The sequence below is a fragment of the Winogradskyella sp. genome (genome assembly GCF_045105575.1).
Classification (GTDB): Bacteria; Bacteroidota; Bacteroidia; order Flavobacteriales; family Flavobacteriaceae; genus Winogradskyella.
In genome coordinates, this window is record NZ_JBGCDQ010000025.1 from 75737 (window position 1) to 90799 (window position 15063).

The following is a 15063-nucleotide window of genomic DNA, read 5'->3' on the forward strand; positions in this document are numbered from 1 at the left end:
ATCTAAACTATTTTAGAGCAAAATCACCTTAACTCTTATTAGCCAACTGCCCACAAGCCGCATCAATATCTTTACCTCTACTGCGTCTTACGGTTACTGTGATATTATTGGATTCTAAGACATCGACATACATATCAATGGCTTTTGCATTAGCCTGCTGAAATTCACCATCATCAATAGGGTTGTATTCTATTAAATTTACTTTACTTGGTGCAAATTTGCAAAATTCAACCAAAGCATCTACATCTTTGCGTTGGTCATTAATACCATCCCAAACTACATATTCGTAGGTAATTCTATTTTTGGTTGCTGCGTACCAATATTCTAATGCTTCCCTTAAGTCTTTTAAAGGAAACGTGGCATTAAAAGGCATAATGGACGTACGAATATCATCTATAGCAGAATGTAATGACACAGCCAACTTAAATTTCACCTTGTCATCTGCCATTTTCTTAATCATTTTTGGCACTCCAGATGTAGACACCACAATACGCTTTGGTGACATCCCTAAACCTTCAGACGAGGTGATTTTATCAATAGCCTTCAAGACATTGTTATAATTCATTAAAGGTTCTCCCATACCCATGAAAACGATATTACTTAAAGGTCTGTTATGATATAATCGACTTTCGTTATCTATAACAACGACTTGGTCGTAGATTTCATCTGGATTCAGATTACGCATGCGCTTTAAGCGTGACGTTGCACAAAATCTGCAATCTAAACTACAACCTACCTGAGATGATACACAAGCGGTTGTTCTTGTCGAGGTTGGAATGAGGACGGACTCTACGACTAAATCATCATGTAAACGTACCGCATTTTTTATAGTGCCATCAGAGCTGCGCTGCATCTGATCTACCTTGATATGGTTAATTACAAAGTTGTCTTCTAGCATTTGTCTGGTTTCTAACGACACATTGGTCATATCTTCAAAAGTGTAGGCTGACTTTTGCCATAACCATTCGTAAACTTGATTGCCTCTAAACGCTTTATCGCCTTCTTTTACAAAAAATGCTCTGAGTTGATCCTTAGTTAGTGCGCGTATGTCTCTTTTTTTGGTTTCCATCTGTTGCAAAAGTAATGAAATGTATTGTGATAGCTGTTGTTTGTTATTACGTTGTGAAGATGTTTCAGATTGTTTCTTGAGCGTTTTAAATTCCGACTGAAAATTATTTTGACATAGATTCTAACGCATTGTTTGCACTTATAAAACTTTAGATATTCTATGTGAAAAAATCTAGACACGAATTTCACAAATTTTCACTAATGGTTCTTGTGAAAAATATGGGATTTTCATGTTAAGAATATAGAGATCAGTAGATAATTACTTATGAGAATTGATAATTAAATGTCTACTGTATGGTTGAACGCGGTCGAAACCTACAAGAAGCACATTAATAGTTCTCGACTGCGCTCGAACAGACAATTGTTAATGATTCAAATATCACATAATTAATTTTCATCACGAATTTAACTACTGACCTCTGTAAGAATCAATAAGTCTATAAACTCCTAAAAGACTGAACATAAAAAAAGCCTCACTAATGAGGCTTTCTATAAAATATTAACTTAATTAATTAAATGATAAGCATTGCGTCACCATACGAATAGAATTTATACTTCTCTTTTACCGCTTCTTCGTAAGCCTTTTTCATAAAATCATGACCAGCAAAAGCTGACACCATCATCAATAATGTTGATTTTGGCGTATGAAAGTTTGTAATCATTGCGTTTGCAATACTAAAATCGTAAGGAGGAAAGATGAATTTATTAGTCCAACCTTCAAACTCATTCAACCTACCGTTCGAAGACACTGAACTTTCAACCGTTCGCATCGATGTTGTACCTACTGCACAAACCCGTCTTTTAGTTTCAATACCATGGTTGACGATATCTGCTGCTTGTTGGGTAATCACTATTTCTTCACTATCCATTTTATGCTTAGACAAATCTTCAACTTCTACTGGGTTAAAGGTTCCTAAACCAACATGCAAGGTGACCTCAGCAGTTTTCACTCCTTTTATTTCTAAACGTTTTAACAAGTGCTTAGAAAAATGCAAACCTGCCGTTGGTGCTGCAACCGCTCCTTCGTTTTTTGCGTAAATAGTTTGGTAGCGATCTTCATCTTCTGGCTCCACCTCTCTCTTAATATATTTAGGTAAAGGAGTTTCACCAAGCATTGTTAATTTCGTTCTGAAATCGTTGTAAGATCCATCATACAGAAAACGTAAGGTTCTTCCTCTAGAGGTCGTATTATCTATAACTTCGGCAACTAAAGTTTCATCTTCACCGAAATATAATTTGTTACCAATTCTTATTTTACGTGCAGGATCTACCAAAACATCCCAAAGGCGCTGATCTTGGTTTAATTCGCGTAGTAAAAATACTTCGATACGCGCACCTGTTTTTTCTTTATTACCATACAAACGTGCAGGAAACACTTTTGTATCGTTCATAATCATCACATCACCTTCATCAAAATAATCAATAATATCCTTAAATTGCTTGTGTTCAATGGTTTGTTTTTCTCTATTTAGAACCATTAATCTTGACTCATCTCTGTGTTCTGCAGGATGCTCGGCAAGTAATTCGTCTGGAAGGTCAAAACTAAAGTGTGATAATTTCATATATACGTTTTATTTTTTTGCAACTGCAAATATACAATCTCAACATAGGGCTTGTCAAGTAAATAGATGTTTATTTTGAATAAAACACCTAAGACCGCTTCGCTGTTAGATACCAAAACAAAGACTTGCTTTTAATTAACTATAAACTTTAGAAAACCAATGCTTAAGTGAATTACTCTATCAAATGATGATTGCTTAATTTTTTAAATGAAACCCTATAGTTTCCAAATCTTTCCAAAATTGTGGATAGGATTTACTTACGACATCAGCATTTTCAACACGAATAGGAACTTTTAATGCTAAAGGCGCAAAAGCCATAGCCATTCTGTGGTCGTTATAAGTGGCTATTGTTATATTAGCATTGATATGGTTTGATGGTTGCAAGTGCAAACTAGCATCTGTAATGGCAACTTGTCCTCCTAACTTTTCTAGTTCCGTTTTAAGCGCCACTAAACGGTCTGTTTCTTTTATTTTAAGTGTGTGTAAACCTGACATAAAACATTCTAAACCTAAGCCGAACGCTGTAACAGCAATCGTTTGTGCAATGTCTGGAGCGTTACTTAACTCTAATTCAATGCGCTCTTTATTTTGAATTACAGCTGTTTTGTGGAGCTTAATCGCATCATCTAAAAACGTTGTTGTAACACCAAATTTTTCATAAATAACCGCTAAAACTGAATCTCCTTGCAAACTTTCTTTTTTATATGACGCTATAGTAATCTCGGTACCAACAGCACTCAAAGCGATTACACTATAATAATATGATGCTGAAGACCAATCAGATTCTACCGTCAACGTTTGAGATGGTACTTCTGAATTTTTCGGTTTTACAGAAATGGTATTTTCAATAAAACTAGTTTCAATACCAATAGTCTCTAGTAAACTCAAAGTCATTTTTATGTAAGGTACAGAGGTGATTTTTCCTTTTAAGGTTAATTCTATGCCGTTTTCTAATTTTGAAGCTATGAGTAGTAATGCCGAAATGTATTGACTGCTCACATTGGCTTCTAAAGTAACTTTACTTTTGGTAAGTTCTCGACCTTTAATCTTCAACGGTGGAAAGCCGTCATTTTCTAAATAGGTGATATCTGCACCTAAGGTTTGTAGTGCTTCGACGAGAATTTTTAGTGGACGTTCTTTCATACGAGAAGACCCTGTAATGGTGACTTCTCTATGATTTTGAATTGAAAAATAGGCCGTTAAAAAGCGCATGGCTGTGCCAGCATGATGGATATCTATAAGTTGATCAGTCGATGCTAATGCCTTTTGCATTAAGACCGAATCATCAGAATTAGATATGTTTTTAATACGAATCTGAGGATACAAGGCTTGAAGCAACAGCAAACGATTAGACTCGCTTTTTGATCCTGTAATTTGAACATGTTGATGGTTACGAAGCTTTGATTTTTGGATACTAATGTCCATAAATGATCTTTCTCAGATTAAATGAATCACAAAACTACTTTAATTTCTCATTATTATGATGCCTGTTATGATCTCGTTTTGCTTTTTTATCCATTTTTTTATCAAAAGCCGCTTGCAAATCAATTCCTGTTTGATTGGCTAAGCATAAAACGACAAACATTACATCAGACAATTCTTCGCCTAAATCTTTGTCCTTATCGCTTTCTTTTTCGCTCTGCTCACCGTAACGTCTTGCAATGATTCTGGCAACTTCGCCAACTTCTTCTGTGAGTTGTGCCATATTGGTAAGCTCATTGAAATAACGAACTCCGTGTTCTTTAATCCAATCGTCAACTTCTTTTTGTGCGTTTTTGATGTTCATAGTTCAATTTTTTTTATAATAAATACTGTAGTTAAAATAAGTAAACAAGGGATACCTATATACTTGATTTCGCTCAAAATAACATGTATTCCCCATTCTGAAAAGAATTCTTTAACTCCTATTGGTGACACTTTAATAGGTCTAAATGGGAAAAAGTATCTTGAATTATCAACAGGAATTAAAAAGCCTACACCTTTACCGCCTGTGGTCATGGCATCTAAAATACCATGTGATTGTGTCGATAAAAAGAGTACGATGCTAAAAACTATTTTTCTTTTTTTTCCGAATAAATAAGACAGTAATAAACTCCAAAATAAAGCAAATATAATAGAATGTGTAAAACCACGATGCCCTAAAGGATGTCCATAACTAATACCAAGTTTAAATGCCAACACATCTAAATCTGGCAGCATTGCAGAGCCAATTGCTAAAAACAATAGTAACTTACTCTCTTTTGCGTCTATTACTTTTGAAACCGTATAAGCCACTAATCCATGACCGAAAATTGAAGCCATTACTCCTTGTTTTTAGAATCTATAATAAGGGTTACTGGACCATCATTAAGCAATTGCACCTTCATATCGGCACCAAATTTTCCTGTTTGAATGGGTTTGCCTAACACCTTTTGAAGCGTTTGAATGAAATTTTCATAAAGCGGAATTGCGATATCTGGCTTCGCTGCTTTGATATAACTTGGTCGATTGCCTTTTTTTGTACTGGCGTGAAGTGTGAATTGACTCACCACAATAATATCACCTTTGGTCTCTTTTAATGCCGTATTCATAACACCATCTGCATCAGGAAAAATACGAAGGTTTACCACTTTATTACAAAGCCAATTGATGTCTTCTTGAGTATCTTCATTAACGATGCCTAAAAGAATTAACAGACCATTTTTAATAGAAGCAACTTCAGTATTATCTATGACAACTGAAGCTTGGGAAACTCTTTGGATGACTATTTTCATAATATTTCTTATAAAAATCTTAAAAACCTAAAAGGTTTGTGAGTTGTTTCTATCCACTAGAAACTACGACTAAAAACTGTTTTACTGACTACTGCCTACTGCACCTCATCCCAATTATCTGTGCGATAATGCTCATCTTCGCCTTCTAAAATTTGAACGTAACTTTTATATCTCGAATAAGAAACCTCATCTGCTTCTAAAGCATCTTTCACAGCACATTTGGGTTCATTTAAATGAATGCAATTGTTAAACTTACATTCTTGCTTTAAGGCAAAAAACTCAGGAAAGTAATCACCAACTTCTTCTTTTTCCATATCGACGACACCAAAACCTTTGATGCCAGGTGTGTCAATGATTTTAGCATCGAAACTTAAATCGAACATCTCGGCAAATGTTGTGGTATGCTGTCCTTGGCTATGTTGTGATGAAATGGCCTTTGTTTTTAAATCTAATGATGGTTCTATAGCATTCACTAAAGTAGATTTTCCAACACCTGAATGGCCTGCAAACATACTCACCTTACCAGTCATTAAATCTTTTACTTTGTCTATATTTTTTCCTGTGGTTGCCGAAATACCAATACACTCATATCCAATAGTTCTGTAAATACTTGCTAAATATTTTACTTCGAGTAAGGTCTCTTCATCGTAGGTATCTACTTTGTTAAATAGTAACACTGTTTTAATATCATAAGCTTCGGCTGTCACCAAAAAACGATCTATAAAAGTGGTAAAGGTTGGTGGATTATCTATAGTCACTAACAAAAACACCTGATCAATATTTGAAGCAATAATGTGGGTTTGCTTAGAGAGGTTAACCGATTTACGCACTATATAATTCTTACGTTCTTCAATACGATGAATGACGCCTGTTTCGGTATTATTTTGTGCTTCAAGCTCAAATTCTACGGTATCACCAACGGCTATTGGGTTAGTGCTTTTAATACCATCTAGTCTAAAACGGCCTTTGATTCGGCATTCGTAGAATTTACCGTTTAAAGTCTTAACGGTGTACCAACTGCCTGTAGATTTATATACTTTTCCTGTCATTACTACAAAGATGGTCATTATAGTTTAATGGAACAAAAAAAGACAGCCATAAGACTGTCTTTAAATTTAAGGATAACAAATTGTCATAAACCAAAAAAGACTCGCAAATTGCAAGTCTTTTATATAAAAATCAAATCTTAATTAATGATTAATAATCTGTTCTTGATGATTAATAGATTCTTGATGAATCGCCTTAAACATGCGTAAAATAAACTCTTCACTTAATCCTCTTTCGTGCCCTTCTAAAACCATTTTACCTAAAATTTCATTCCAACGTTTGTTTTGTAAAACGGCTACATTTTTTTGCTTTTTTAGTGTGCCAATACCATCAGCAACTTTCATGCGCTTGCCTAATAAATCAATAATTTGGTTATCGACCACATCAATTTGAGCTCTTAAATTATTTAATTCTGAATTGTACGCTGCTTCAGGATCGGATTCTTTTCTAATCCTAAGATCTTGCATGATTTGCACCAAACTACTTGGTGTTACTTGTTGTGCAGCATCACTCCAAGCTTTATCAGGATCGTGATGTGTTTCAATCATTAAACCATCAAAATTAAGATCTAAAGCGGTTTGAGAGACATCAAAAATCATATCTCTTTTTCCCGTAATATGCGATGGATCGTTAATTAAAGGTAAATCTGGAAACTTATTCTGAAATTCAATAGCAATTTGCCATTCTGGAATATTTCTATATTTCGTTTTCTCATAGGTAGAAAAACCACGATGAATAGCACCTAAATTTTTAATACCTGCGGTATATAAACGTTCAATACCACCTAGCCATAAAGCCAAATCAGGATTGACTGGGTTTTTTACCAATACAATTTTGTCTGTACCTTCTAAAGCATCTGCTAATTCTTGCATTATAAAAGGGCTTACCGTTGAGCGCGCACCAATCCATAATAAATCAACGTCGTGCTCTAAAGCTAATTCCACATGGTTTCTATTGGCAACTTCAGTCGCTGTTTTTAAACCTGTTTCTGCTTTTACTTTTTGTAACCATTTTAAACCTAATGCACCAACACCTTCAAAATTGCCTGGTCGTGTTCTTGGCTTCCAAATACCTGCTCTATAGTAATTAACATCTGTATCTTTTAGCTCGTGTGCTATTTTTAACACTTGCTCTTCTGTTTCTGCACTGCATGGTCCTGCGATGACTAAGGGATGATCTAATTTCATATCATCTAACCATGTTCTCATTTCTTTTTTATTTTCCATTTTTTGCTTATTAATCTTAATTACTATTGTATGCCGTTTAATATATCTTTAATATGATTTGTGGTTTCCATTTCTTTATAGACCGCATCAAAATCTTCGTCCTCCATTAATTTTTTGAAGTGTTTTAGATTATTTATATACTCGTCTAGAGTTTCTATGACATTGGTTTTATTTTGTTTAAAAATTGGTGTCCACATCGCTGGTGAACTTTTGGCTAATCTTACTGTACTTTCAAATCCACTGCCTGCCATATCAAAAATATCGCGTTCGTTTTTTTCTTTTTCAATAACCGTTTTACCTAACATAAAGGCACTGATATGCGATAAATGCGAAACATAGGCAATATGTTTGTCGTGCGCTTTTGGATTCATATACCGAATACGCATGCCTAATTCTGAAAACAATTTTAATGCTTTTTCTTGAAGTTTAAAGGCTGTTTCTTCGACTTCGCAAATAATATTCGTCTTATTTTTATATAAATTATGAATGGCTGCTTTAGGACCTGAATGTTCCGTTCCTGCAATTGGATGAACCGCCAAATAATTGCGTCTTTTAGGATGATTTTTTACGGCAGCACAAATATCTTCTTTAGTTGAACCTGCATCAAAAACAATGGTTGTATCTGATATATGATCTAACACTTTTGGTAAAATTTCTAAAGACGCATCCACAGGAATGGCTAAAATGGCTAAATCTGCTTTGTCTAAATCTTCGAAAGTTGCTTTATGATCAATAACACCCAAAGTGATAGCTTCATCTAAATGCGATGCGTTAGTGTCTATACCGAAAATGGTGCTTTCTGGATATAACTTCTTAATATCCAACGCAAAGCTTCCTCCAATTAATCCTACACCTATGATAAAAATATGTTTCATAATCACTAAACTCTTGAAATCGCTTCTTTAATTATACCTGCCGTGGCACATAATGAAAACCGAACATAGCCTTCCCCTTGACTTCCAAAAACGGTACCTGGTGTTATAAAAATGGAATGTTCTTTTAATACTAAATCTGTAAATTCCTCAGATTTTACATGTGCTGGCAATTTAGCCCATACAAATAAGCCTGTTGCATCTTTATCATAAATGCAATTAAGATGATCTGCTAATTGCCAAATTAAATCTCTTCTGGTTTGGTAAACACTGTTTAAACTTTGAAACCACATATCTGAGCATTGTAAAGCTTCTATTGCTCCTTTCTGAATGCCATAAAACATACCAGAATCCATATTACTTTTTACACGCAAAACAGCACTTACAAAATCATAATTACCGATAAGCATACCCACACGCCAACCAGACATATTAAAAGTTTTACTCAATGAATTTAATTCTAAACAGACGTCTTTTGCACCATTATATCTTAAAATACTAATTGGTTTTTCGTTCAATACAAAACTGTATGGATTATCATTTACAATTAAAATATCGTGTCGTTTTCCAAAGGCAATCACCTTATCATAGAATTTATTATCTGCATTGCTTCCTGTAGGCATATGCGGATAATTAATCCACATTATTTTAACACGCTTCAGATCTAAACGTTCTAAAGCTGCAAAATCTGGTTGCCAATTACTAGCTTCAGTAAGCTTATAATACACTGGTTTTGCTTCTAATAATTTAGTTACAGCAGCATAGGTTGGGTAACCAGGATTTGGCACTAATACTTTATCTCCTTTATTTAAAAATGCCATGGAAATATGCATAACACCTTCCTTACTTCCCATTAAAGGTAATACTTCGGTTTGCGCACTCACATGAACGTTGTACTGCCTTTTGTAAAAATTAGAAATGGCTTCTCGCAACTCTGGCAAACCTTGGTAGCTCTGATATTTGTGCGCTACATCGTCTGCTAAACTATCTTGAAGCGCTAATGATGCCTTAAAAGGAGGCGCTAAATCTGGGCTACCGATACCCAAATTAATTATTGGTTTTCCTTGAGATTTTAAAAACGCAACTTCCCTTAACTTTTTAGAAAAGTAGTATTCTTCAACATTTTGTAAACGTTTTGCAACTTCTATCATAATCTTGCGTTTTTATATTCTCCAAGTACTTTAAAATTCTCTGCCATTAAACCTACGATGGCCATTGCTTTTTCATAATCTTTCAACGCATCAAAAGTAACATCTACGAAAAAAGCATACTTCCAAGGAGTTTCAATTTTTGGTAAGGATTGAATTTTAGTCAGGTTCAATTTACAATCACTCAATACATTTAAAATCGTGGCCAAACTGCCACGTTTGTGATCTAATTGAAATTTTAACGATGCTTTATTGATTTCTGCGGTATCGCTTTGTTCATTATGGCGCTTTACAATGACGAAACGGGTTTCATTATGTTTTATGGTTTGAATACTCTCAGCCAAAACCTGAAGCCCATATAATTCAGCTGCATTTTTACTAGCAATCGCTGCAATGCCTTTTAACTGTTTCTCTGAAATATGTTGTGCTACCTCAGCTGTATCTTTAGCTTCAACTAATTTGATATGAGGAAAATCTTTAAAAAACACCTTACATTGTAATAAGGCCATAGGATGCGAATGCACTTCTGTTATATCTGAAATTGATTGCCCACCAAGCACCAATAAATGATGTTGAATATCTAAATAATACTCACCAACAATACACAAATTGTGTGTGTCTATAAGCGCATAATTCGGAATGATTGAACCTGCAATAGAATTTTCTAAAGCCATAACAATAACGTCTGTTTCGCTTTTTAGTAAACAATCTACAGTGCCATCAAAAGACATACACTCGAGAACCTCTGAGTTATCCTCAAAATAACGCTGAGCGACTTCGTGATGAAACGATCCTTTAATTCCTTGTATGGCTATTGGTTTTTTCAATGTATTGTTTTTATGAGATCCTGAAACGAGTTCCAGACTATTTTAACCAAAAAGGGTTAAAATGAAAAAGTCCCGATTATATCGAGACTTTATAAATAATATATTTAAATAAAACATACTAAGCCTCGTCTCTTTCGCTAAAAAAGAAATAAAACCAGTTATAATATGCTTTAGAAATGTTCATTGTAATAATTATAGTGCTAATGTAATTATTATTTTTGCAAATCAAAATTGTTGAATTGCTTTTTTACAGATTATTTCAAAGTTTTAAAGAATTAACAATAATTGCATTACAATATTCTGAATTACCTATTTTTGACTAAATCCTTACACGTATGTCTATTGAAGTTTCCAACATTACTAAATTATACAAAGACCAAAAGGCACTTAACAATGTATCTTTTAAGGTAAAAGATGCTGAAATTGTTGGCTTTTTAGGTCCTAATGGTGCTGGAAAATCAACGATGATGAAGATTTTAACCACCTACATTGAACCTTCGGAAGGTTCCGCCAGTGTGAATGGTTTTGATGTGGCTTCAAACAAAAAAAAGGTGCAAAGTAGTGTTGGGTATCTGCCAGAACACAATCCGCTTTACACCGATTTATACGTTAAGGAATATTTAAATTTTAATGCCAATGTGTATGGCACATCCAAAAATAGAATTAACGAGGTCATAGAACTTACGGGTTTACAACCAGAGGCTCATAAAAAAATAAGTCAACTATCTAAAGGGTACAGACAACGCGTAGGTTTGGCAAATGCCTTATTACACAATCCGGAAGTTTTAATTTTAGATGAACCCACCACAGGTTTAGACCCAAATCAATTAGTAGATATTAGAAACCTTATTAAAACCATTGGTAAAGAAAAAACCGTATTTCTATCGACACATATTATGCAGGAAGTGGAAGCTATGTGCGATCGTGTGATTATTATCAATAAAGGTGAAGTGGTTGCAGACAAATATTTAAAGGACTTAAGAGATGACGAAGCACAAATTGTCATTGTTGAGTTTGATTATAGAGTTGAAGATGTGTTTCTCACAAAACTACCTAAAGTAAAATCTGTAAAAAACACACACGACTTCATTTACGAAATCACCTTTTCTACCAAGGAAGACATGCGCTCGCATGTATTCGATTTTGCACATGATAATGATTTAAAAATTCTACAGTTGAATCAGAAAAATGCGAGTTTAGAGAGCTTGTTTCGGGAATTGACTAGTTAGTTTTTGGTTGATGATGCGAGTTATACAACATTAGGAAAAACCAACAATAATTCCGCTATTTATAATAAAATTTGAAATATAATGGCAACAGTTGATAGTATAAGAAACGGATTTCTTGAAAAAATAGGGTCTATAAAAAATAAAGATTTCTTGAAGGCTTTAGACAAATTGATTTCTTCCAGCGCATCGGAATCCGAAAAAATTGAACTGACCAACGAACAGAAAGCCATGTTGGAAATGAGCGAAAAGGATATTGGAAGTGGAAGATTAATTTCTCAAGAAGCGATGAATAAAAGAAATCTGGAATGGCTAAACGCAATGTAATTTGGACAAGAACAGCTGATATACAATTCGTTGGATTTTTAGAATACTTGGTCAAGTAAAACAAATCAACTACATATTCAAAAAAACTTTTGAAATTGGTTTCGAAGAGAACCAATAAAATTGCTCAAAACCCATTTATTTATAAAGAAACTGATTTCAGGAATGTAAGAGTTACTTCTTTAGGTAATTTTAGCATTTATTATAAAGTATTTAATGATGAAATCATTACGCATGCTTTCTGGGACAATCGACAAAACTCTAAAAAACTTCTAAAAATCTTAGAAAACAAAAAATAACGTCGCACAACAAAGCCGTGTATAATTCATTGCTGATCATTGCCGACTTACAAAAATTCCGTTGAAATTTTCTATCTGTCATTTGTTTGCTAAATTAGTTGCTTAACCACTCCACTAACCATAAACAATAACGTCATTCCTAAAGCACTAACTCAAGCACTTACAAACCTCTCTACTATTGAAAAATCAACTCACCAATATAAAAACGTTCTACATCAACAATTGGAGGCTCATTCAAGGCAATTACATCGCCAGTACTTTTCAGTTCGCCTGATAAAGATTGTTGTGGATTTACAATCATATCATTGCTGCCACGATGAAAAATACTTACGTTTTCAGCGATTAAATTTCTGCCTTCAAAACGGCCAGCTCCAGAATAAAATCCCACAAACAAATTCGTAACAGTACCATCTATAAAGAAGAACGACAGGTTATTAGAAACGATATTTAGATTTTCAGAATTTAAAGTTAGCCTAAAGTCTCCCATTGCAAATTCACTGGCTCCATTAAAATCTTCAGAAAGTAACCTTAAAGTATTGTAGTTTAATGTTCCTACAGATGAAATTTCATATTGAGACGAGGTTCTTATTTCTGTAAGATTTGGAGCTTCAACATAAATTTTTGTAGCTGCATAATCTCTTACGTAGTTACAAGAATTATGATCTGTTAATACCAATTGATGGTCTATGACTTCAGCGGTAACATCATTCATTAAATTTTCGCCAGTTTCGATGGTGACTTTAAAATTTGGTGCTTCCTTTATTATTAATTCGATACCTCTATTGACTAAAATGCGTTCAAAATTTGTAACAGACGCTTCTCGCTGAATCAGCGTTCCTGAAGTTTGAAAACAATCATTAGCATCTTCGCTATTGCAAGCCAAAAGAAAACACAACACTATATAAGTCCATTTTTTCATAAGCGTACTCCTATTCCTAGTTCAACGGCTTCTGCCTTTGCTGCGTGAGATTTCAATGTTAATGCACCAAACCACCTGTTTCCAAAATAGCGTTTTAAACCTACTCTAATGTAGGTACGTCCTTCAAAATCGTAAGGATAATACACATAATAACCGAGTTGTGTAATTACTGACAATTTATTGACAAACAACTCATGGCCTACAAAAACACCAACACGTCTGTAATCTTCATCTCCACTAACCTCTAATTCTGGAAAAGAAACCGATCGGTAATAAATAAGTTCTTTTAAAAAGGTTGAAAAAAACACATCTGTACCAAATTGAAGTGCACTAAAATGGCTTAAACGTTTATCTGCGTAAGCTGACAAAATATAAAACGGAAATTGTCCACTTCCAATAACGTCACTTTCATTAATACCAGATCTAAACGCAACATTGAATTTGATGCGTTCTGTAAAGGTTTCATCTTTAAGATTAGCGATACGTTCAGGTTCATCCGTCTCTAAATTATAAGTGACTCCTACATTTAAACCAATGGTATTTACACTAGTGTTGGGTGCTTTTACACTAGCGTTAGAATAATGCACAAAAGTGACGCCAGCTTGCAAACCAAAACGATTAAAAAGACGTTCCTTTTTGTAATTGAGCATTAAGAGTGTTGAACTCAAGATATCAGAACCAAAAGCAATATTTTTAGGATTGGTAAACTTATCGTATGGATTGGTGTTATAAACTAAACCTTGTGCCACACGTAAGGTAACGTTGCGCTTAAACAAGTAAAAATTATAATGTGCGTATAGACCATAAATACGTCCTAAATTTTCATTTTTTAAATCTTGAAAAAGTAACGAGGCACCATAATCTGGATAATTATAACGTTGTTGCCACGATTTTTCTCCGAAGGTTTTTTTGTTCCAACTAAAAATAAAACCTTCCGGACGATCCGTAATTAAATGCAAAATTTCTTTATTATGAAGTGCAATATTGCTGCCAAAATAATTAAAGTCCAAATAGGTATGAGACGCTTTTTTATCTTGGGCTAAAGACAATAAACCGACTAAACCTATTAAAAAACACAGCCTATTCTTCATTACATATGGATCGCTGTCAAAAGTAAAATTTTTATTTAAGACTAACTTATGATATTAAGATTTTCAGTTCTCATATTAATACGTATTTTTGTACTTGAATTTTTAGAGGAAAAATTTGTCTGATTGCAACCTCTTGTACTGAACTTGTTTCAGTACCTGTTCTAAAAGAGCAGATTCTGAATTATTCCGATAGTTATCGGAACAGAATAAAAAAAATGCTAAAGCAGTAAGTTTTTGTACTTCTCTAGCGACCTTGCAATCTAAAATTTTTCCATAAATAACTATAACCTAAACATAGGATTTATGCCATATTTATTTACTTCAGAAAGTGTTTCTGAAGGCCATCCAGACAAAGTAGCAGACCAAATTAGTGATGCTCTAATTGACCATTTTTTAGCTTTTGATCCAGAATCTAAAGTGGCTTGTGAAACTTTAGTCACCACAGGGCAAGTTGTACTTGCTGGTGAGGTTAAATCTACAACGTATCTCGATGTTCAGAAAATAGCAAGAGATACAATAAACAAGATTGGTTACACTAAAAGTGATTATATGTTCGATGGAAACTCTTGTGGAGTATTTTCTGCAATCCATGAACAATCTGAAGATATTAATCGTGGTGTTGACAGATCTTCTAAAGAAGAACAAGGTGCTGGTGACCAAGGTATGATGTTTGGTTATGCAACCAACGAAACCGACAACTA

16 protein-coding genes are annotated in these 15063 nt (G+C 34.1%); 3 read left to right on the top strand and 13 right to left on the bottom strand.

Features of this window, described 5'->3' with window-relative positions; all coding sequences use genetic code 11:
• Positions 1 to 28: 28 nt before the first annotated feature.
• The 11 genes from rlmN to AB8B52_RS06285 all read right to left on the bottom strand — a co-directional run bounded on the left by rlmN (position 29) and on the right by AB8B52_RS06285 (position 10503).
• Complete coding sequence (gene rlmN, locus AB8B52_RS06235) at positions 29 to 1069, bottom strand: 23S rRNA (adenine(2503)-C(2))-methyltransferase RlmN (RefSeq protein ID WP_406026283.1); 1041 nt, start codon at positions 1067 to 1069, stop codon at positions 29 to 31.
• Between the two features lie 511 nt (positions 1070 to 1580).
• Positions 1581 to 2630, bottom strand: a complete 1050-nt coding sequence (queA, locus tag AB8B52_RS06240) for a tRNA preQ1(34) S-adenosylmethionine ribosyltransferase-isomerase QueA (RefSeq protein ID WP_406026285.1) — start codon at positions 2628 to 2630, stop codon at positions 1581 to 1583.
• 195 nt (positions 2631 to 2825) lie between these two features.
• Positions 2826 to 4055, bottom strand: coding sequence for a 3-phosphoshikimate 1-carboxyvinyltransferase (locus AB8B52_RS06245; RefSeq protein WP_406026287.1), 1230 nt, complete (start codon positions 4053 to 4055; stop codon positions 2826 to 2828).
• A gap of 34 nt (positions 4056 to 4089) precedes the next feature.
• Positions 4090 to 4416, bottom strand: a complete 327-nt coding sequence (locus AB8B52_RS06250) for a nucleotide pyrophosphohydrolase (RefSeq protein WP_406026289.1) — start codon at positions 4414 to 4416, stop codon at positions 4090 to 4092.
• Complete coding sequence (locus AB8B52_RS06255; RefSeq protein WP_406026291.1) at positions 4413 to 4931, bottom strand: metal-dependent hydrolase; 519 nt, start codon at positions 4929 to 4931, stop codon at positions 4413 to 4415. The genes AB8B52_RS06250 and AB8B52_RS06255 overlap by 4 nt, the downstream gene beginning before the upstream one ends.
• Positions 4931 to 5383 (bottom strand): D-aminoacyl-tRNA deacylase, encoded by a 453-nt coding sequence (gene dtd, locus AB8B52_RS06260; RefSeq protein ID WP_406026293.1) that lies wholly within the window; start codon positions 5381 to 5383, stop codon positions 4931 to 4933. Before dtd ends, AB8B52_RS06255 begins: the two co-directional genes overlap by 1 nt.
• A gap of 95 nt (positions 5384 to 5478) precedes the next feature.
• Positions 5479 to 6432: a ribosome small subunit-dependent GTPase A gene (rsgA, locus tag AB8B52_RS06265; protein WP_406026317.1), complete on the bottom strand. Its 954-nt coding sequence runs from the start codon at positions 6430 to 6432 to the stop codon at positions 5479 to 5481.
• 141 nt (positions 6433 to 6573) lie between these two features.
• Positions 6574 to 7656 (bottom strand): chorismate mutase, encoded by a 1083-nt coding sequence (locus AB8B52_RS06270; RefSeq protein WP_406026295.1) that lies wholly within the window; start codon positions 7654 to 7656, stop codon positions 6574 to 6576.
• Positions 7657 to 7679: 23 nt separating this feature from the next.
• Positions 7680 to 8531, bottom strand: coding sequence for a prephenate dehydrogenase (locus AB8B52_RS06275; protein ID WP_406026296.1), 852 nt, complete (start codon positions 8529 to 8531; stop codon positions 7680 to 7682).
• Between the two features lie 5 nt (positions 8532 to 8536).
• Positions 8537 to 9679 carry a pyridoxal phosphate-dependent aminotransferase gene (locus tag AB8B52_RS06280; protein WP_406026298.1) on the bottom strand — a complete coding sequence of 381 codons (1143 nt, stop codon included), beginning with the start codon at positions 9677 to 9679 and terminating at the stop codon, positions 8537 to 8539.
• The gene (locus AB8B52_RS06285) at positions 9676 to 10503 is read right to left on the bottom strand and encodes a prephenate dehydratase (protein ID WP_406026300.1); all 828 of its coding nucleotides are present in this window, start codon (positions 10501 to 10503) and stop codon (positions 9676 to 9678) included. The genes AB8B52_RS06280 and AB8B52_RS06285 overlap by 4 nt, the downstream gene beginning before the upstream one ends.
• Before the next feature lie 335 nt (positions 10504 to 10838).
• Between AB8B52_RS06285 and gldA the strand changes: the two genes are divergently transcribed.
• Positions 10839 to 11732: a gliding motility-associated ABC transporter ATP-binding subunit GldA gene (gene gldA / locus AB8B52_RS06290; RefSeq protein WP_406026302.1), complete on the top strand. Its 894-nt coding sequence runs from the start codon at positions 10839 to 10841 to the stop codon at positions 11730 to 11732.
• Between the two features lie 81 nt (positions 11733 to 11813).
• Entirely contained in the window at positions 11814 to 12056 is a 243-nt protein-coding gene (locus tag AB8B52_RS06295) for a hypothetical protein (RefSeq protein WP_406026304.1), read from the top strand.
• Between the two features lie 471 nt (positions 12057 to 12527).
• Here the strand turns inward: AB8B52_RS06295 and AB8B52_RS06300 are convergent, their stop codons facing one another.
• Both AB8B52_RS06300 and AB8B52_RS06305 read right to left on the bottom strand, forming a co-directional pair.
• The gene (locus tag AB8B52_RS06300) at positions 12528 to 13271 is read right to left on the bottom strand and encodes a head GIN domain-containing protein (RefSeq protein ID WP_406026305.1); all 744 of its coding nucleotides are present in this window, start codon (positions 13269 to 13271) and stop codon (positions 12528 to 12530) included.
• Complete coding sequence (locus tag AB8B52_RS06305) at positions 13268 to 14362, bottom strand: acyloxyacyl hydrolase (protein WP_406026307.1); 1095 nt, start codon at positions 14360 to 14362, stop codon at positions 13268 to 13270. Before AB8B52_RS06305 ends, AB8B52_RS06300 begins: the two co-directional genes overlap by 4 nt.
• Positions 14363 to 14665: 303 nt before the next feature.
• On the opposite strand from AB8B52_RS06305, the gene AB8B52_RS06310 reads away from it, so the two are divergent.
• The coding region (locus AB8B52_RS06310) for an S-adenosylmethionine synthetase N-terminal domain-containing protein (RefSeq protein WP_406026309.1) at positions 14666 to 15063 on the top strand (398 nt) is incomplete at its 3' end.

Bases quoted from the DNA above. Each gene is read 5' to 3' on its own strand.
- AB8B52_RS06300 (WP_406026305.1), bottom strand. From the start codon at position 13,271: ATGAAAAAATGGACTTATATAGTGTTGTGTTTTCTTTTGGCTTGCAAT.
- AB8B52_RS06275 (WP_406026296.1), bottom strand. From the start codon at position 8,531: ATGAAACATATTTTTATCATAGGTGTAGGATTAATTGGAGGAAGCTTT.
- AB8B52_RS06295 (WP_406026304.1), top strand. From the start codon at position 11,814: ATGGCAACAGTTGATAGTATAAGAAACGGATTTCTTGAAAAAATAGGG.
- AB8B52_RS06270 (WP_406026295.1), bottom strand. From the start codon at position 7,656: ATGGAAAATAAAAAAGAAATGAGAACATGGTTAGATGATATGAAATTA.
- dtd (WP_406026293.1), bottom strand. From the start codon at position 5,383: ATGAAAATAGTCATCCAAAGAGTTTCCCAAGCTTCAGTTGTCATAGAT.
- AB8B52_RS06280 (WP_406026298.1), bottom strand. From the start codon at position 9,679: ATGATAGAAGTTGCAAAACGTTTACAAAATGTTGAAGAATACTACTTT.
- AB8B52_RS06305 (WP_406026307.1), bottom strand. From the start codon at position 14,362: ATGAAGAATAGGCTGTGTTTTTTAATAGGTTTAGTCGGTTTATTGTCT.
- queA (WP_406026285.1), bottom strand. From the start codon at position 2,630: ATGAAATTATCACACTTTAGTTTTGACCTTCCAGACGAATTACTTGCC.
- AB8B52_RS06245 (WP_406026287.1), bottom strand. From the start codon at position 4,055: ATGGACATTAGTATCCAAAAATCAAAGCTTCGTAACCATCAACATGTT.
- rlmN (WP_406026283.1), bottom strand. From the start codon at position 1,069: ATGGAAACCAAAAAAAGAGACATACGCGCACTAACTAAGGATCAACTC.
- gldA (WP_406026302.1), top strand. From the start codon at position 10,839: ATGTCTATTGAAGTTTCCAACATTACTAAATTATACAAAGACCAAAAG.
- AB8B52_RS06250 (WP_406026289.1), bottom strand. From the start codon at position 4,416: ATGAACATCAAAAACGCACAAAAAGAAGTTGACGATTGGATTAAAGAA.
- AB8B52_RS06255 (WP_406026291.1), bottom strand. From the start codon at position 4,931: ATGGCTTCAATTTTCGGTCATGGATTAGTGGCTTATACGGTTTCAAAA.
- rsgA (WP_406026317.1), bottom strand. From the start codon at position 6,432: ATGACAGGAAAAGTATATAAATCTACAGGCAGTTGGTACACCGTTAAG.